16 protein-coding genes and 1 pseudogene are annotated in these 16683 nt (G+C 69.1%); 9 read left to right on the top strand and 8 right to left on the bottom strand.

The genetic code is table 11. From position 1 onward, the window contains the following. Nucleotides 1-15 precede the first annotated feature (15 nt). Nucleotides 16-865, top strand: a pseudogene (locus tag AC5Y4Q_RS06195) (type IV toxin-antitoxin system AbiEi family antitoxin). Here the strand turns inward: AC5Y4Q_RS06195 and AC5Y4Q_RS06190 are convergent. The 7 genes from AC5Y4Q_RS06190 to AC5Y4Q_RS06160 form a co-directional block, all read right to left on the bottom strand. Then, nucleotides 862-2049 (bottom strand): NAD(P)/FAD-dependent oxidoreductase, encoded by a 1188-nt coding sequence (locus AC5Y4Q_RS06190; protein WP_082952443.1) that lies wholly within the window; start codon nt 2047-2049, stop codon nt 862-864. The pseudogene AC5Y4Q_RS06195 and the gene AC5Y4Q_RS06190 overlap by 4 nt on opposite strands. Further along, a complete protein-coding gene (locus AC5Y4Q_RS06185) occupies nt 2046-2228 on the bottom strand; it encodes a rubredoxin (protein ID WP_499958402.1) in 183 nt (60 codons plus the stop codon). The genes AC5Y4Q_RS06190 and AC5Y4Q_RS06185 overlap by 4 nt, the downstream gene beginning before the upstream one ends. Next, entirely contained in the window at nt 2225-2398 is a 174-nt protein-coding gene (locus AC5Y4Q_RS06180) for a rubredoxin (RefSeq protein WP_125225915.1), read from the bottom strand. Before AC5Y4Q_RS06180 ends, AC5Y4Q_RS06185 begins: the two co-directional genes overlap by 4 nt. Next, nucleotides 2398-3621 carry an alkane 1-monooxygenase gene (locus AC5Y4Q_RS06175; protein ID WP_064919931.1) on the bottom strand — a complete coding sequence of 408 codons (1224 nt, stop codon included), beginning with the start codon at nt 3619-3621 and terminating at the stop codon, nt 2398-2400. The genes AC5Y4Q_RS06180 and AC5Y4Q_RS06175 overlap by 1 nt, the downstream gene beginning before the upstream one ends. Before the next feature lie 97 nt (nt 3622-3718). After that, complete coding sequence (locus AC5Y4Q_RS06170) at nt 3719-4981, bottom strand: PucR family transcriptional regulator (protein WP_064919932.1); 1263 nt, start codon at nt 4979-4981, stop codon at nt 3719-3721. Between the two features lie 13 nt (nt 4982-4994). Then, nucleotides 4995-5702, bottom strand: coding sequence for a type 1 glutamine amidotransferase (locus AC5Y4Q_RS06165; protein ID WP_065018865.1), 708 nt, complete (start codon nt 5700-5702; stop codon nt 4995-4997). Beyond that, the gene (locus tag AC5Y4Q_RS06160; protein WP_064919934.1) at nt 5699-6919 is read right to left on the bottom strand and encodes a DUF1727 domain-containing protein; all 1221 of its coding nucleotides are present in this window, start codon (nt 6917-6919) and stop codon (nt 5699-5701) included. The genes AC5Y4Q_RS06165 and AC5Y4Q_RS06160 overlap by 4 nt, the downstream gene beginning before the upstream one ends. Before the next feature lie 95 nt (nt 6920-7014). On the opposite strand from AC5Y4Q_RS06160, the gene AC5Y4Q_RS06155 reads away from it, so the two are divergent. Continuing rightward, on the top strand, nt 7015-8013 hold the full coding sequence (locus AC5Y4Q_RS06155; protein WP_065018866.1) for a DEDDh family exonuclease: 999 nt from the start codon (nt 7015-7017) through the stop codon (nt 8011-8013). Nucleotides 8014-8228: 215 nt separating this feature from the next. Here the strand turns inward: AC5Y4Q_RS06155 and leuA are convergent, their stop codons facing one another. Further along, nucleotides 8229-10043 carry a 2-isopropylmalate synthase gene (gene leuA / locus AC5Y4Q_RS06150; protein WP_064921348.1) on the bottom strand — a complete coding sequence of 605 codons (1815 nt, stop codon included), beginning with the start codon at nt 10041-10043 and terminating at the stop codon, nt 8229-8231. Nucleotides 10044-10277: 234 nt separating this feature from the next. Here leuA and AC5Y4Q_RS06145 point away from each other — a divergent pair, with 234 nt between their 5' ends. The 7 genes from AC5Y4Q_RS06145 (at nt 10278) to AC5Y4Q_RS06115 (ending at nt 16682) form a co-directional block, all read left to right on the top strand. Then, nucleotides 10278-11543, top strand: coding sequence for an aspartate kinase (locus AC5Y4Q_RS06145; protein ID WP_064921347.1), 1266 nt, complete (start codon nt 10278-10280; stop codon nt 11541-11543). Nucleotide 11544: 1 nt separating this feature from the next. Next, the gene (locus AC5Y4Q_RS06140) at nt 11545-12582 is read left to right on the top strand and encodes an aspartate-semialdehyde dehydrogenase (protein WP_064921346.1); all 1038 of its coding nucleotides are present in this window, start codon (nt 11545-11547) and stop codon (nt 12580-12582) included. Nucleotides 12583-12663: 81 nt separating this feature from the next. Continuing rightward, complete coding sequence (locus tag AC5Y4Q_RS06135) at nt 12664-13776, top strand: DUF4185 domain-containing protein (protein WP_499958397.1); 1113 nt, start codon at nt 12664-12666, stop codon at nt 13774-13776. Nucleotides 13777-13858: 82 nt separating this feature from the next. Further along, a complete protein-coding gene (locus AC5Y4Q_RS06130) occupies nt 13859-14218 on the top strand; it encodes a hypothetical protein (RefSeq protein ID WP_064921344.1) in 360 nt (119 codons plus the stop codon). A gap of 80 nt (nt 14219-14298) precedes the next feature. Beyond that, nucleotides 14299-14685: a hypothetical protein gene (locus AC5Y4Q_RS06125; protein ID WP_499958395.1), complete on the top strand. Its 387-nt coding sequence runs from the start codon at nt 14299-14301 to the stop codon at nt 14683-14685. Between the two features lie 85 nt (nt 14686-14770). Next, on the top strand, nt 14771-16219 hold the full coding sequence (locus AC5Y4Q_RS06120) for a catalase (protein ID WP_064921343.1): 1449 nt from the start codon (nt 14771-14773) through the stop codon (nt 16217-16219). A gap of 31 nt (nt 16220-16250) precedes the next feature. Then, on the top strand, nt 16251-16682 hold the full coding sequence (locus AC5Y4Q_RS06115) for an organic hydroperoxide resistance protein (protein ID WP_065019045.1): 432 nt from the start codon (nt 16251-16253) through the stop codon (nt 16680-16682). The last annotated feature ends 1 nt before the right edge of the window (nt 16683 follow it).

Raw genomic sequence — 16683 nt, 5'->3', positions numbered from 1 at the left:
CGGCACGATCCCGCCATGGATGGGGTCTTTATCGGCAGCGAGGCGATCGCCGCTGGCTTCTTGACCCGCCACGAGCTTCAGCGGTGGTACCGACCCATTTACCGCGGGGTCTACCTGAGCAAGCGTGTGACCATCACGCTGCGTGATCGCACGACGGCAGCCTGGCTCGCGTCTGGCCGAAACGGGGTGATCGCTGGGGTCAGCGCCTCGGCCCTGCACGGGGCCGAGTGGGTCGACGCCGAAGGCGACGTTGAACTCATCGCGCACGACACTCGCTCGCAATCAGGCCTGATCACCCGCGATGAAACCCTGGCCGGCGAGGAAATAACCACAGTCGCCGGGATCCCGGTCACCACGCCCGCCCGCACCGCCTACGACCTGGGCCGCCACCTGCCAAGAGTCCACGCGGTAGCGCGGCTCGATGCCCTCGCCCGGGCCACCCCGTTCAGCGCCGAGGATGTGCTGCTGATCGCCAAGCATCACAAAGGCGCGCGCGGCTTACGAAAGCTGCGGGCGGCGCTTCCACTGGTCGATCCCGGCGCTGCCTCACTCAGGGAGTCCTGGCTGCGGTTGCGACTGATCGACGCCGGCTTACCTACCCCGACTACCCAGATCCCGGTGATCGAGCGGGGGTATTGGCCGTTCGCCTGGGCTTGATATGGGCTGGGAGGACTACAAGGTGTCGGCCGAATACGACGGGGATCAGCATCAAAAGGATCGTCAGCAGTACGTCAAAGACCACAAGCGGCAGCGCAGGCTGGAACGCCTGGGCTGGATCAACATCCGGGTCATCAACGAGGACAACCCCAACGAGACCGTCCGCCGCGTCACCGAGGCGCTGCGATCCCGCGGCTGGCGGCCTTAGACCGGTTGCAGCACTTCGGAAATCGGCGCCCCCGCGGCGATCTTCCCCCGAGCCGTCCGCACCTGTTCGGGAATGCCGGCGCCCACCACGGCGGCCAGCACACCGCCGCGCTCGTAGTAGGCCAGGAATCGGCGGGTCTGAACATCGAAGTCCTCGACCAGGTGCACGGTGTCGCCGGCCCGCGGGTGACCGAGGCACTGGATCTTGATGTCGTATTGGTCGCTCCAGAAGTACGGCACGCCCGCGCCGGCCACCGCATCCCGCCCCAGCATCGCCGTCGCCAGGCGGCGCGCCTGCTCGGCGGCGTTGCTCCAATGCTCTACCCGCGCTTGGGAACCCGTGCCATCCCGCCAACTCGCCACGTCGCCGAGCGCCCAGACGTCCGGGGCGCTGGTACGTCCCACCGCGTCACAGACGATGCCGTCCGCCACTGCGATGTCGCTGCCGGCCAGCCAGTCACTGGCGGGACGTGACCCGATGCCCACGATCACCAGATCAGCCGGAATCACCGAGCCGTCCGATAACGTCACCGACTCCACCTGGCCCGCACCCGAGACCGTCACCACCTGCACGCCGGTGCGTACGTCGACGCCCTCGTCGCGGTGCAGCCGGCTGACCAACGCGCCCACCTGCTCGCCCAGCACGGAGGCGAGCGGGGTGGGCTGCGGCTCCACCAGCACCACGTCCAGCCCCGAACCGCGCAGGCTGGCCGAGACCTCACAGCCGATGAAGCCCGCCCCGATCACCACGGCACGTCGCGCACTCGACGCCCGCTCCCGCAGCGCCAGGCAGTCATCGAATGACCGCAGCACGTGGATGCCGTCCAGCTCGCCCAGCGCCGGAATGCGCCGCGGCACCAGGCCGGTGGCGATCACCAGCTGGTCGTAGCGCAGCACCTGTCCGTCGGCCAGCGTGACGGTGTGGCCACGGACGTCGACGCCAACGGCGGCGACACCGAGGCGCAACCCGATGCGGTGCTGCGCGTAGAACGCGGCCGGCTTGAGCGCTACATCGTCCACCTCGCCGCGCAGCATCTGCTTGGACAGCGGCGGGCGGTCGTAGGGCAGGTGGGCCTCGGCGCCGACGATGGTGATCGCGTCGGCGTAGTCGTTGCGGCGCAACTGCTCCGCGATGCGGACCGCGGCCAATCCCCCGCCGACGATCAGCGTCCCCGGGGAACTCACGGCCGTGCCACCTCCACCATCTCGAAGTCGGCTTTCGCCGCGCCACAGTCCGGGCAGCTCCAATCCTCGGGGATCTCCGCCCAGCGGGTGCCGGGGTCGATGCCGTCCTCCGGCCAACCCAGCGCCTCGTCGTACTCGAAGCCGCACTGCAGGCAGCGGAAGAGTTTGTAGTCCCTCATGAGTTCACTCCAATCGGTTCGAAATCCAGCTTTTCGCGGACTGCGCAGTCCGGGCAGCACCAGTCGTCGGGGATCTGATCCCAGGGCGTGCCGGCGCGGAAGCCTTCTCGCGGGGCGCCGAGCGCCTCGTCGTAGATGTAGCCGCAGCCCGGGCACCCGTAGGCGGCCATCAGCCGGCCGCCCCGTAGCGGGCCAGCACCTTGCCGCGCACCCGTGGATGGATGTTGGCCAGCGTGATGTCACCGGAGTAGTGCTCCAGCACCCGGTGGTCCATCAGTCTGCGCCACACCGGCGGGAAGTAGGTCACCCCGATGAGCGCCCCGTAGCCGGCCGGCAGATTCGGCGAGTCGTCGAAGCTGCGCAGCGTCTGGTAGCGCCGGGTCGGGTTGGCGTGGTGGTCACTGTGCCGTTGCAGGTGGTACAGGAACAGGTTGGTGACCATGTGGTCGGAGTTCCAGCTGTGCTGCGGGGTGCAGCGCTCGTAGCGGCCGCCGGCCTGCTTCTGCCGCACCAACCCGTAGTGCTCCAGGTAGTTCACCGACTCCAGCAGCGACGACCCGTAGAACGCGTTGATCAGCACGTAGGGGATCAGCGCGACGCCGAACACCGCGATCATCACGCCCCAGAACAGCACCGACATCGCCAGCGCGTTGATGACGTCATTGCCCCACCAGGTCCGCGGGTTCCACGGGTTCTTGCCGGTACGACGGATCCGTGCTGCCTCCAGCTCCCACGCCGAGCGGATGCCGCCGACCATGCTGCGCGGCAAGAACTCCCAGAACGTCTCACCCAAGCGCGCCGACGCCGGGTCCTCCGGGGTGGCCACCCGGACGTGGTGGCCGCGGTTGTGCTCGACGTAGAAGTGTCCGTAGCAGACCTGAGCCAGGGTGATCTTGGACAGCCAGCGCTCCAGCGAATCCCGCTTGTGGCCGAGCTCGTGGGCGGTGTTGATGCCCACTCCGGCCACCGTCGCCGCCGAGAGCGCCACGCCGATCTTGCCCAGCCAGCCCAGCGCGCCGTCGTAGCCGAGCCAGCCCAGGTCCGAGGCGGTGAACAGGTAGGCGCCGAAGATGGCGCTGGCGTACTGGAGCGGAATGTAGGCGTAGGTGGCGTAGCGGTAGTACTTGTCGTTCTCCAGCGCGGCCATCACCTCATCCGGCGGGTTCTGCCCGTCAGCGCCGATCCAGAGATCCAACGCCGGCAGCAGTAGATAGATCAGGAACGGCCCGACCCACAGCAGCGCCTGCGACGCGGTCTGCCAGCCGGCGACGTTCATCGCCCACACCAGCGGCAGCACCAGAAACATCATGGTGGGCACGACCAGGCCCAACAGCCACAGGTGCCGCTTCTTGTCCTGCCAGATCTTCGGTTCGCCGGCTACGTCAGTGCTCATCACATTCAACCTTTCGCCTGGTCATAGCTTTAATGGCCTAGACGTTAGGCACCGCCGCGTGATCGCCGCTCGTCCCGCGAAACCGGAATTTCGCCGGTTATTCGTCCCCGGGAGACAAAACGCTCCCGCCGTACCACTGACACAGCAGCAGCGCGATCTCGACGTCGAGCCGATCCTCGGCGATCGGGCGGCCGCGCCGTTCGATCGCCCGCTGGACGCGGTACTTCATCGTGTTGACGTGAAAGTGCAGTAGCTCACCGGCCGCCTTGAAGCTGGAGCCGGTCCGCAGGAACACCCGCAAGGTCTCGCGGTGCCGCTCGTCGCTGTCGGTCGCGCAAGCCAACGGCCCGAGCACCTCGCCGACCCAGGCCCGCGCCGCGGCCAGGTCATTCCCGCCCAGCAGGGCCGCGGCCGACAGTCCCGGATCTCCGGCCGCGCTGACCCGGATCGAACCGGACGCGACCGCCACAGACTGCGCTGCCAGCGCCTGCTGGTGCGATCGGCGGAAGCCTTCCACCCCGGGCAGCGGATCGCCGATCGCCACCCACGGTTCGTCGGGCGCGGCCTGCGCGCAGGCCCGGATCTGTTCCACCACGTCGGTCTGGGTGTCCGACGGCAGCGGCAGCCACGCCCACCCGCATGCACTGTCGGCCGGGACGAACAGCGGCGCACCGTGCACCGCCAGCGACTCCGCAAGCCGCTTGATGAAACGTTCTGCCGCCGAAAGCTTGTCGCCGCCGGGTTCCGGATACCACACCACGACCGCGACGTGGGTTCGGCGCAGCGGGTAGTGGATCTCGGTCGTCATGGCATCGACGTCGCGGTTCTCGTCGGCAAGGATCTCGCGGACCCGCAACGCACGCACCGCATTTCGGCTCTCCAGCCAGCGTTCACGCTCGGCCTGGTAGATGGCGACCACCTGTTGCGACATTTCGTCGATATAGCCGAACATCAGCGTGGACATCGCGCCGAGCACATTCAGGCTCAGGTCCGGATCCAGCTCCGCGGAGCGAATCTCTTCGAGTACCAGCTGCAGCGCCACCGAGTGGCCGAGCCGGTAGCCGCGCACCAACGTGTTCACCGGCACGCCGCGCTGCGCCAGGCGGCGGGCATGCTCGAGGGCGACGGCCGGCGCGGCGATATCGGCCACCGGGATGTTGTGGCGGATCGCCGAGAAGTAGGTGTCGACGTTGGCCGCCACCGTGGCGTGCAGCAGCCCCAGCAGTGACGAGTCGGTGGTCAGCTCCGGTGACTCCTTGGCCACCAGATCCTCGATCACCTGGGCCGTGTCGGCCAGCCGGTCGTAGAGCCGTTGCGAGATCCCGATCGCGGCGTCGGCAACGGTGCTCGGATCGGTCATGGTCAAAAGGTAGTCAGGCCCGCCGGGGGGCGACCAGTCGCTCGCGCCGCAGCATGTCCACCTCGGGCAGTTCCAGCGGCGCCAGCTCACCGACCACCTTCGACAACAGCAGGTCGGCCAGTTCGGGGTTGCGCGCCAGGCATGGCCCGTGCAGATAGGTCGCGACGACGCTGCCCTGCACCGCCCCGTCGAACCCGTCGCCGGCCCGATTTCCGGCGCCCTTGGTCACCTTGCTCAACGGCGAGGCGGCCGGACCCAGCACGGTGCCGCCACGGTGGTTCTCGAAGCCGGTCAGCGGCGCCGACAGCCCCGCCAGCAGTGGGGTGGCGACCACCTCGCCGATGGTGCGCGCTTCCTGCGGTGAAGTGGTGACATCGAGCAGCCCCACCCCCTCGACGCGTTCCCCGGCTGAGGTCTCATACCAGGCCCCCAGCACCTGCACGGCCGCGCAGATCGCCAGCACGGGCGCCCCACGTCCCGCCGCGCGCTGCAGGCCCGGATACCGGACCAGGTGCCGGGTGGCCAGTCGCTGCGCGTAGTCCTCGGCGCCGCCCAGGGTGTAGAGGTCCAGTGATTCCGGCACCGGGTCGGCCAGGGTGATCTCGACGATCTCGGCGGCGATCCCGCGCAGCAGCAGTCGCTGCCGCAACACCACCGCGTTGCCGCCGTCGCCGTAGGTGCCCATCACATCGGGCAGCACCAGCCCGATCCGTACCGTCATGCCAACCTCCGCTGCAGCTGCAGGAACGCGGTGTAGTTGGCGACGACCTCGACCGGCCCGGGCGGACACGACGCGATGGCCGCACAGGTGTCGTGCACCAAGGTGTGCTGCACCCCGGCGTAGCCGAGGCGCACCGCCAGGTCGGTGCCGCGCTCCCCGGCGGCCACCACCGGAACATCTTCGAAGTGCTCGAAGCGCACATCCCACAGCCAGGACAGGTCCTCGCCGTCGGGCACCTGCCCGTTGACGGCGATCACCACCCCGGCGGCGCGGTGGTCGACCATCGACAGCGCCTCCTGCCAGCCGGCCGGGTTCTTGGCCAGCAGCATCCGCACCGTGTGCTCGCCGACCTGCAGGCTGCGGTAGCGCCCGGCCACCTCGTCGACGGCGCACACGGCGGCCACCGCTGTGACCGGGTCGGCGCCCAGCGCGACGGCGGCGGCGACGGCCTGGGCGGCGTTGCCGCGGTTGACGTTTCCGGGCAGCGACAGGCGCATCGGCAGCACCAGCCCGTCGGGCCCGTACAGCGAGTCGTCGTCGAACCACCACTGCGGGGCGGGGCGGCTGAAGTCGCATCCGGTGGAGCGCCAGTGCCCGTCGCGGCGGTCGATCACCTCGCCGCTGCGCGGGCAGCTGACCGAGTCGCCGGCCCAGCCCCCGCCGGCGGCGACCCACACCACGTTTGGGGAGTCGTAGGCGGCCGAGGTCATCAGCACGTCATCGCAGTTGGCGACCACCACCGTCTGCGGATGCCGGGCCAGCCCGGTGCGCAAGGCGCGCTCCACCGCGTTGATTTCACCGACCCGGTCCAGCTGGTCGCGGGACAGGTTGAGCAGCACGACCACGGCCGGCGCGACCGCATCGGCCACATGCGGCACGTGCATCTCGTCGACTTCGAGGGCCGCCAGCGCCGCGGTGCGGTCCGCGGCCAGCGCCGCCACCAGCCCGGCGTCCATGTTGGCGCCCTCGGCGTTGGTGGCCACCGGACCCAGCTCACGCAGCGCCGCCGCGAGCATGCGGGTGGTGGTCGACTTGCCGTTGGTGCCGGTGACGATGGCGGTGCGCCGCCCGGAGCCGAGCTGCCGCAGGATCGAGCGGTCCAGTGTCATCGCGACCAGGCCGCCGATCATCGCGCCGGCGCCGCGGCCGGTGACCCGCGACGCCCACCGGGCACTTGCTCCGGCAGCCAGCGCCAGACGTCCACGGGCGGTGATCACTGCGTGAGTTTAGATGGGGCGACCTCAGCGACTTAAGTTGACGACACGGCTCGGCGGCGACCGGAGTTCGTCCCCCGGCGTGCCATCCTCATGGCATGAGTGCGCTGTGGGGGCGCCCGGCCCGCGAGTCCGGCGACGGCTGGGCCGTCGTCGACGTCGAGACGTCGGGATTCCGGCCCGGGCAGGCTCGCGTGCTCAGCGTCGCCGCCCTGGCACTCGACGCCGACGGCCGCATCGAGCATTCGGTGTCCAGCCTGGTCAACCCCGGCACCGACCCGGGCCCCACCCACGTGCACGGCCTCACCGCCGAGATGCTGGCGGGCCAGCCCCGGTTCGCCGACGTCATCGACGAGGTCGCCGCCCTGTTGGCCGGCCGCACCCTGGTGGCGCACAACGTGGCGTTCGATTACACCTTCCTGGCCGTCGAAGCCGAGATGGCCGGCGCCGAACTGCCCGTCGACTCGGTGATGTGCACGCTGGAGTTGGCCCGGCGGCTGGATCTGGGCCTGGCCAATCTGCGGTTGCAAACCCTCGCCGCGCATTGGGGCATCGTGCAGACCCGGGCTCACGACGCGCTCGACGACGCCCGGGTGCTGGCCGGGGTGCTGGAGCCGGCGCTACAGCGGGCCCGGGAACGCGACGTATGGCTGCCGGTGCGGCCGGTGACCCGCCGCCGCTGGCCCAACGGCCGGATCACCCACGACGAACTGCGGCCGCTGAAGGCGCTGGCGGCCCGGATGCCGTGCGCCTACCTGAACCCGGGCCGCTACGTGCGGGGTCGTCCGCTGGTGCAGGGCATGCGGGTGGCGCTGTCGGCGGAATGCACCCGCACGCACGAGGAGCTCGTCGAACGCATCCTGCACGCCGGGCTGGCCTACAGCGACGTCGTCGATACCAACACCTCGCTGGTGATCTGCAACAACGAAAGCCCGGAGCAGGGCAAGGGCTACCAGGCGCGGGAACTCGGGGTGCCGACGGTCACCGACGAGCACTTCATGGCCTGCATCGGCCGGGTGGGCGGGGTCGTCCAAGGCACCGGTATCGAGCAGTTCGTCGACGTCGGGGTGGCCGGTGAGCAGATCTCGCTGTTCTGACCCCCTGCCGTCTCCTTAGCCGCTCCGGCCCCACCCGGCCCGTCTATCCCAGCTGCAACGGCGGGGATGGTGCATGATGTTCGCCCGCCTCTCAGCGACAACGATGGTTATGTCAGCCGCGGGCGCTTGACATAACGGCACTTGTCGCTGAGAGGCGGGCAACACCCACATACCGACCCCGCGGTTGCGCGTGGGGCCGAAGTTGTTCGCGGGGCTCAGCCGGGCCGGGCCGCCCGGTTCACCGCCGAGACCACCGCCCGCAGCGACGCCGTGGTGATCGACGACGCGATCCCGACGCCCCAGACGGTCCGGTCACCGATCTGGGCCTCCACGTACGCCGCGGCCTGGGCCTCCTCGCCGGCGCTCATCGCGTGCTCGGAGTAGTCCAGCACGTGGACGTGCACACCGACGTGGCTCAGCGCGTCGACGAACGCCGCCAACGGGCCATTGCCGGCGCCGGCGATCTCGGTCTCCACACCGTCGACCTTGACCACGGCCTCGATGCGGTCGGTGCCGTCATCGGTCTCGGCGGCGATCAGCTTCTGCTGCATACGCTCCAGCGGCCGGACCGGGTTCAGGTACTCGTCGGCGAAGGCGTCCCACATCTCCTTCGGCGTGACCTCTCCGCCCTCCCCATCGGTCAGCTGCTGAATCACGCGGGAGAACTCGATCTGCAGCCGGCGCGGCAGCACCAGCCCATGGTCGGTCTTCATCACGTAGGCCACGCCGCCCTTGCCGGACTGCGAGTTGACCCGGATCACCGCCTCGTAGGTACGACCCACGTCGCGCGGGTCGATCGGCAGGTAGGGCACCTGCCAGAGCATGTCGTCGACATCCGCGTCGGCGGCGTCGGCATCGATCTTCATCTGGTCCAGGCCCTTGTTGATGGCGTCCTGGTGGCTGCCGGAGAACGCCGTGTAGACCAGGTCGCCGCCGTAGGGGTGACGCTCGGGCACGCCCAACTGGTTGCAGTACTCCACGGTGCGGCGGATCTCGTCGATGTTGGAGAAGTCGATCTGCGGGTCCACCCCGCGGGAGAACAGGTTCAGACCCAGTGTCACCAGGCAGACGTTGCCGGTGCGTTCGCCGTTGCCGAACAGGCAGCCCTCGATCCGGTCCGCGCCAGCCTGATATCCCAGTTCGGCTGCGGCCACGGCGGTGCCGCGGTCGTTGTGCGGGTGCAGGCTCAGGATCACCGAGTCCCGCCGCTTCAGGTTGCGGTGCATCCACTCGATCGAGTCGGCGTAGACGTTCGGGGTGGCCATCTCCACGGTGGCCGGCAGGTTGAAGATGATCGGGTTGTCCGGTGTCGGCTCGATGACGTCGCCGACGGCGTCGCAGACTTCCTTGGCGTACTCCAGCTCGGTCCCGGTGTAGGACTCCGGTGAGTACTCGTAGCGCCACCGGGTGCCCGGATACTTGGCCGCCTCCTGCAGGCACTTGCGCGCCCCGGCCACCGCGATGGCCTGTACCGCCGCCCGGTCGGCGCGGAACACCACCCGGCGCTGCAGGATCGACGTCGAGTTGTAGAAGTGCACGATCACGTTCTTCGCGCCCGCGCAGGCCTCGAAGGTGCGCTCGATCAGCTCGTCGCGGCACTGGGTCAGCACCTGCAGGGTGACGTCGTCGGGGACGGCGCCGTCGGTGATGATCTCGCGGACGAAGTCGAAATCGGTCTGGCTGGCCGACGGGAACCCGACCTCGATCTCCTTATAGCCCATGGTCACCAGCAGGTCGAACATCCGCCGCTTGCGGGCCGGGCTCATCGGGTCGATCAGCGCCTGATTGCCGTCACGCAGGTCGACCGCGCACCACAGCGGGGCCCGGTCGATGACCCGGTCCGGCCAGGTGCGATCCGGCAGGCTGATCTTTTCGACTTCGTCGGCGAAGCTGCGGTAGCGCTTGACCGGCATCGCCGACCCGCGCTGCGTGTTCCAGGCGGGCTGGCCCGGATTGGGCGGGCCGGCGGGTTTGGTGAGGCGGCGGCCCGACGTGAACGCGTCGGGAGAAGACTGAGAAAAACTGGTCACGGTGATTGCTCCGGGGTTCTCGAATGGAATTCAGACCGGCGCATCGCGAACACCCGCGACGGGAAGCCGGTCTGGATCAGACCCCGTCGCGGCGTCCGAGGAGGAGCACCCGCTGCACACCGTGGAGTTTACGCGCCCAGCTGGCTGTCACAGAAAACGGGCCCGGGCGCAGCGTCAACGCCGCGAGGGGCTTCCCCTATCCTGGGACAAGCCCACCCACGGAAGGGACGAAAAGTGGCGCTCGTCGTGCAGAAATACGGCGGATCGTCGGTGGCTGATGCCGACCGGGTCCGCCGCGTCGCCGAGCGCATCGTCGAGACCAAGAAGGCCGGCAATCAGGTCGTCGTGGTCTGCTCGGCGATGGGCGACACCACCGATGACCTGCTGGACCTTGCCCAACAGGTCTCCTCCGCCCCGCCGGCCCGCGAGCTCGACATGCTGCTCACCGCCGGGGAACGGATCTCCAACGCCCTGGTGGCGATGGCTATCGAGGAACTGGGCTGCAACGCCCGCTCCTTCACCGGGTCGCAGGCCGGGGTGATCACCACCGGCGTGCACGGCAAGGCCAAGATCATCGACGTCACCCCGGGCCGGCTGCAGGCCGCGCTCGGCGAAGACCAGGTGGTGCTGGTCGCCGGCTTCCAGGGCGTCAGCCAGGACACCAAGGACGTCACCACCCTCGGCCGCGGCGGCTCGGACACCACGGCGGTGGCGCTCGCAGCAGCGCTGCACGCCGATGTCTGTGAGATCTACACCGACGTCGACGGCATCTTCAGTGCCGACCCGCGCATCGTGCCCAACGCCAAGCGGCTGGACACCGTCACCTTCGAGGAGATGCTCGAACTCGCCGCCTGCGGCGCCAAGGTGCTGATGCTGCGCTGCGTGGAGTACGCCCGCCGCTACCACCTGCCCATTCATGTCCGGTCCTCCTACTCGGACAAGCCCGGCACCATCGTTTCCGGATCGATCAAGGACATCCCCATGGAAGACGCCATCCTGACCGGGGTCGCACACGACCGCAGCGAAGCCAAGGTGACCGTGGTCGGCATCCCCGACCTGCCCGGCTACGCCGCCAAGATCTTCCGTGGCGTCGCCGACGCCGACATCAACATCGACATGGTGCTGCAGAACGTCTCCAAGGTGGAGGACGGCAAGACCGACATCACCTTCACCTGCCCACGCGACAACGGCCCGGCCGCGGTGGCCAAGCTGGAATCGCTGCGGGCCGAGATCGGCTTCACCGAGGTGCTCTACGACGACCGGGTCGGCAAGGTCTCGCTGATCGGCGCCGGCATGCGCAGCCACCCGGGCGTGACGGCCACCTTCTGCGAAACGCTGGCCGACAACGGCGTCAACATCGACCTGATCTCCACCTCCGAGATCCGGATCTCGGTGCTGTGCGCCGAAGCCGACCTGGACAAGGCCGTCCGTTCCCTGCACGAGGCGTTCGGGCTGGGCAGCGATGAGCAGGCCACCGTCTACGGCGGGACGGGGCGCTGACATGGTCGCCATCGGAGTAGTCGGCGCCACCGGCCAGGTCGGCCAGGTGATGCGCACCCTGCTCGAGCAGCGCAACTTCCCCGCCGATGAGGTGCGGTTCTTCGCCTCGGCGCGCTCGGCCGGGCGCAAGCTGGAGTTCCGCGGCGCTGAGATCGAGGTCGAGGATGCCGAGACCGCCGACCCGACCGGGCTGGACATCGCGCTGTTCTCCGCCGGTGGGGCGATGTCGAAGGTGCAGGCGCCGCGCTTCGCCGCCGCCGGGGTCACGGTGATCGACAACTCGTCGGCGTGGCGCAAGGACCCGGATGTGCCGCTGGTGGTGTCCGAGGTGAACTTCGACCGCGACGTGCGCGGCAAGCAGTTGGCCAAGGGCATCATCGCCAACCCGAACTGCACCACCATGGCCGCGATGCCGGTGCTCAAGCCGTTGCACGACGAGGCGGGGCTGACCCGGCTGATCGTCTCGACCTACCAGGCTGTCTCGGGCAGCGGGCTGGCCGGCGTGCAGGAGTTGGCGGCGCAGATCCGTGCGGTCGCCGACGGTGCGGAGCAGTTGGTGCACGACGGTGGCGCGGTCGACTTCCCGGCGCCGAACAAGTACGTCGCGCCGATTGCGTTCAACGTGGTGGCGTTGGCGGGCAGCTATGTCGACGACGGTTCCGGTGAGACCGACGAGGACCAGAAACTGCGGCACGAGAGCCGCAAGATCCTCGGCATCCCAGAGCTTTTGGTCAGCGGCACCTGCGTTCGCGTGCCGGTGTTCACCGGGCACTCGCTGTCGATCAACGCCGAATTCGCCCGGCCGATCTCCCCGCAGCGGGCCGCCGAGTTGCTCAAGGCTGCACCGGGGGTGACGCTGACCGACGTGCCCACCCCGCTGGCCGCCGCCGGCGCCGACGACTCCCTGGTGGGCCGGATCCGGGTCGATCCCGGGGCTCCCGACGGCCGTGGTCTGGCGTTGTTCGTCTCGGGGGACAACCTGCGTAAAGGCGCAGCGCTCAACACGATTCAGATCGCCGAGCTGCTGGCGGCGTCCTAACCCTCGCTTAGGGCGCCGAACGTGCAACGCCTGCGAAAAATCGCCGGAAATTTCGCACTGGTTGCACGCTCGGCGGGATCCATGGCGGCAGTGGCGCTAGTGGCCGTCCCGTCGGTTGCACACGCCGAACCGCCCGCGCCGATCCCACGCCCAGTGCTCTGGCCGCTCGCCGAAGGCCAGGTGGTCCGCATCGGACCGAGCGCTGGAACCGGCACGCTCACCGGCGATTACGGCATCGGCGCCACCGATCTGTGCGAGTTCATGGAGTTCCCCAGCGCGGTGCTGCAGATCTGCGGAGACAGTTTCGCCGGTCAAGGCGTGGGGTTCGGCGGCTGGTATTCCCCGATCGCGCTGCGGCTCGACCCGGACTCGGTCGACGACTCCGCCGGCATCCGCTACACCGGTGTGCTCGGGGTGGACAAGCCACTGCTGGCCGACCCGACACCGGCCGGTTGCACGCAGCTGCCGGCCGGGATCGTGTCGATCAACCGGACCAACTACCTGATGGTGACCACCGCCAAGATGCTGGTGCCGCAGACATCGCGGCTGGTGAAAGCCGATCCGGCGCAACCGGGTTGGCAGACCGTACCGGGCTCGGTGCGAGCGGCTTCCTACCAGGATTTCGGTCAGTCCCAGATCAGCGGCTACTACGATCCGGTTCCAACACCGGACTCGGTCACCGGCTGGGTGTACGTCGTCGCCAACAACTTCGACCGCAGCGCGTCGGTGACGCTGTACCGGGTCACCCCGGACAAGTTCACCGACCGGTCGGCCTGGCAGGGCTGGTCGGCCGAAAAAGGCTGGGGTTACCCGCCCACGCCGCTGTGGAACGACCAGATCGGCGAGCTGAGCCTGCGCCAGGTCGACGGCAAGCCGGTGCTGTCCTACTTCAACGGCACCACCGGAAACATGGAAGTCCGGGTGGCCTACGAGCTGACCGGGCTGGGGACCGCGCCGGTGACCACCGTGGTGCAGCACACCGAGTGGCCCGACCCCCCGGTGCCGGTCGAGACGCTGCCCTCGCCGTTCGACAACCGGCTGGCGCAGCCCTACGGCGGCTACATCTCGCCGGGGTCGACGCTGGATGAGCTGCGGGTATTCATCAGCCAGTGGAACACCGAGCCGCGGCACCGGGCGCCCTATCGGGTGATCCAGTTCGCGGTCAACCCGTTCAAGCCCTGGTCAGCGGGCTAACGAGCCTAGGCTCATCGGCTCATAGCTGACGCATAGCCAACACCTAGCGATGCCGGGTGGTTGGCCCCGCACCATTGCAACCATGAGCCAAACACCCGAACCCACCACACCGCCGGCCGCACCGCCCGTCGAGCAGAAGCCGTACTGGGTCTACCGGCTGGCCGCCTGGGTCGCGATCGTCGCCGGGGTCGTCTTCATCGTCTCGTCGATCTTCGTCGCCGGCGTCTACGCCAGTGGCGGCATGCGCGGGCACCACTGCCACCGCGGACACCACGGCCCCCATCACGGGGCGATGTTCCACAAGGGCTTCCACGAGGGGTTCCACCATGGCCCCCACCGGGGACCGGGCCCGATGGCGCCTCCGCCAGGGCCGGAAGGCGCGGGGCCTAGCGACGTTCCGCCATCGGTCACCCGCCCCCCGGCGCCGACCCCGGGCCGCTAGCCGGCCCGGCCACGAGCACCCAGCCGCCGCCCCACCCGAAGGGCGGCGGCTGGCGTCGTTCTCCGGCATGATTGGGCGATATGACCGAGACACCAGCCTCCAAGCCACCGCCGCCTCCACCACCGCCACCACAACCGGCCAAACCCAACCGGCTGTATCAGGCCGCGGCGTGGGTGGTGATCATCGCCGGGACGGTCTTCATCGCGGCGGTGATCTTCAGCGCAGGCGCCTACCTCAGCGACGGCGGATGGCACGGACCTCGCCACCACGGGCCGTGCATGATGCATCACGGTCCGCCGATGGGTCCCGGCTTCGGGCCCGCCGGCCCGGGCAACGAACCGGGTTGGCCCGGCTTCCGGCCTGCCGGTCCCGGTAACGGCCCGGGTGGCCCACCGCCGCCTCCGCCGCCCGCGCCCCCGTCGGCCCCGCCCCCGTCGGCCCCGCCGCCGCCCCCACCGCCCCGTTAGCCAGACTGAGCACGCGAATGCCCCCGGATCCCAAGGGGATTCGGGGGCAACTCCCGGTTGCGCCCACCTGAACGGAGACCCACCGATGACCGAGCACTACACCACCACCGAGGCCGGTGCGCCGGCGCCGAGTGACAGCCAGTCGCTGACGGTCGGCCCAAACGGCCCGATCCTGCTGCAGGACCACTACCTGCTCGAACAGATGGCGATGTTCAACCGGGAACGCACGCCGGAACGCCAGCCACACGCCAAGGGCGGCGGGGCATTCGGGCGGCTGGAGGTCACCGCCGATGTCAGCGCCTACACCAGGGCGGCGGTATTCCAGCAGGGTGCCGAAACCGAGATGCTGGCCCGGTTCTCCACCGTCGCCGGCGAACGCGGCAGCCCAGACACCTGGCGCGACGTGCGGGGGTTTGCGCTCAAGTTCTACACGTCCGAGGGCAACTTCGACATCGTCGGCAACAACACGCCGGTCTTCTTCCTGCGCGACCCGATGAAGTTCCAGCACTTCATCCGATCCCAAAAGCGCTTGGCGGCAAGCAATCTGCGTGACCATCACATGCAATGGGACTTCTGGACGCTCAACCCCGAATCGGCGCACCAGGTGACCTACGTGATGGGGGATCGGGGCCTGCCGAAAACCTGGCGGCACATGAACGGTTACGGCAGCCACACCTACAGCTGGATCAATGCCGCCGACGAGATCTTCTGGGTCAAATACCACTTCATCAGCGACCAGGGCGTGCAGTGCCTCACCCAGGACGAGGGAGAGCGCCTCGCCGGCGCCGACGCCGACTATCACCAGCGCGATCTGTACGACGCGATCGAGCGCGGCGAATATCCCAGCTGGGCGGTGAAAGTGCAGATCATGCCGTTCGCCGACGCCAAGACCTATCGGCTCAACCCGTTCGATCTCACCAAGGTGTGGCCGCACGCCGACTATCCGCTGATCGACGTCGGACGCTTCACGCTGGACCGCAACGTCAGCGACTACCACGCCGAGATCGAGCAGGCGGCGTTCGAGCCCAGCAATACCGTGCCCGGCACCGGGCTGAGCCCCGACAAGATGCTGCTGGCCCGCGGTTTCTCCTACGCCGACGCGCACCGCGCCCGGATCGGGACCAACTACAACCAGTTGCCGGTCAACGCGCCGAAGACCGACGTGCGCAGCTACTCCAAAGACGGGGCCATGCGGTTCCGCAACGCGAGCGACCCGGTGTATGCGCCGAACTCGACCGGCGGGCCGGTCGCCGACCCGGCTCGCGCCGCCGAAGTGCGCTGGCACGTCGACGGTGACATGGTGCGCGCGGCCTACACGCTGCGCGCAGACGACGACGACTTCGGCCAGGCCGGAACCCTGGTCCGTCACGTCTTTGACGACGAGCAGCGAAAAAGGTTGGCCGCCAACATCATCGGGCATGTCTCTGCCGGTGTGCGCGAGCCGGTGCTGTCGCGGGTGTTCGAATACTGGCACAACGTCGATAAGGATCTGGGGCGCACCGTGGAGGCCGGGGTGCGGGCCAATCTCGCCTGACGGTCGGGCGCCGGCCTGGCATGATCGAGCCATGAGCATCCACGTCGTTTTCGCCACCGAGTCGACCGCGACCGGCGGGGGCCGCGACGGCCACGTCCGTTCCGCGACCGGCCGCATCGACCTGGACACCCGCCCACCCCGCGAGCTGGGCGGCAACGCTGAGGGCACCAACCCCGAGGAGTTGTTCTCCGCGGGGTACGCGGCCTGTTTCCTGGGCGCGTTGCGGCTGGTGGCGCGCCGCTCGGCCGTCGCGCTGGACGACGCCACCAACGTCACCGTCCAGGTCGCCCTGGGCAAGGACATCGCCACCGAAGAATTCGGCTTGACCGGAACCATCATCGGGAACCTGCCGGGGCTGTCGCAGGCCGTCGCCGACGACCTGATGGCGCAGGCCCACGAGGTGTGCCCGTACTCGCGAGCCACCCGCGGCAACGTCGACTTCACCGTGTCGGCGACGGTGTAGC

The sequence above is a fragment of the Mycobacterium sp. NGS16 genome (genome assembly GCF_059813225.1).
The sequence above is the reverse complement of the archived record's forward strand: the minus strand, read 5'-3'. Positions and strand labels throughout refer to the sequence as shown.

Excerpts from the sequence above, each read along its gene's own strand:
- AC5Y4Q_RS06185 (WP_499958402.1), bottom strand. The coding sequence starts at position 2,228 with ATGAGGGACTACAAACTCTTCCGCTGCCTGCAGTGCGGCTTCGAGTAC.
- AC5Y4Q_RS06180 (WP_125225915.1), bottom strand. The coding sequence starts at position 2,398 with ATGGCCGCCTACGGGTGCCCGGGCTGCGGCTACATCTACGACGAGGCG.
- AC5Y4Q_RS06175 (WP_064919931.1), bottom strand. The coding sequence starts at position 3,621 with ATGAGCACTGACGTAGCCGGCGAACCGAAGATCTGGCAGGACAAGAAG.
- AC5Y4Q_RS06170 (WP_064919932.1), bottom strand. The coding sequence starts at position 4,981 with ATGACCGATCCGAGCACCGTTGCCGACGCCGCGATCGGGATCTCGCAA.
- AC5Y4Q_RS06165 (WP_065018865.1), bottom strand. The coding sequence starts at position 5,702 with ATGACGGTACGGATCGGGCTGGTGCTGCCCGATGTGATGGGCACCTAC.
- AC5Y4Q_RS06155 (WP_065018866.1), top strand. The coding sequence starts at position 7,015 with ATGAGTGCGCTGTGGGGGCGCCCGGCCCGCGAGTCCGGCGACGGCTGG.
- AC5Y4Q_RS06140 (WP_064921346.1), top strand. The coding sequence starts at position 11,545 with ATGGTCGCCATCGGAGTAGTCGGCGCCACCGGCCAGGTCGGCCAGGTG.
- AC5Y4Q_RS06135 (WP_499958397.1), top strand. The coding sequence starts at position 12,664 with ATGGCGGCAGTGGCGCTAGTGGCCGTCCCGTCGGTTGCACACGCCGAA.
- AC5Y4Q_RS06130 (WP_064921344.1), top strand. The coding sequence starts at position 13,859 with ATGAGCCAAACACCCGAACCCACCACACCGCCGGCCGCACCGCCCGTC.
- AC5Y4Q_RS06125 (WP_499958395.1), top strand. The coding sequence starts at position 14,299 with ATGACCGAGACACCAGCCTCCAAGCCACCGCCGCCTCCACCACCGCCA.
- AC5Y4Q_RS06120 (WP_064921343.1), top strand. The coding sequence starts at position 14,771 with ATGACCGAGCACTACACCACCACCGAGGCCGGTGCGCCGGCGCCGAGT.
- AC5Y4Q_RS06115 (WP_065019045.1), top strand. The coding sequence starts at position 16,251 with ATGAGCATCCACGTCGTTTTCGCCACCGAGTCGACCGCGACCGGCGGG.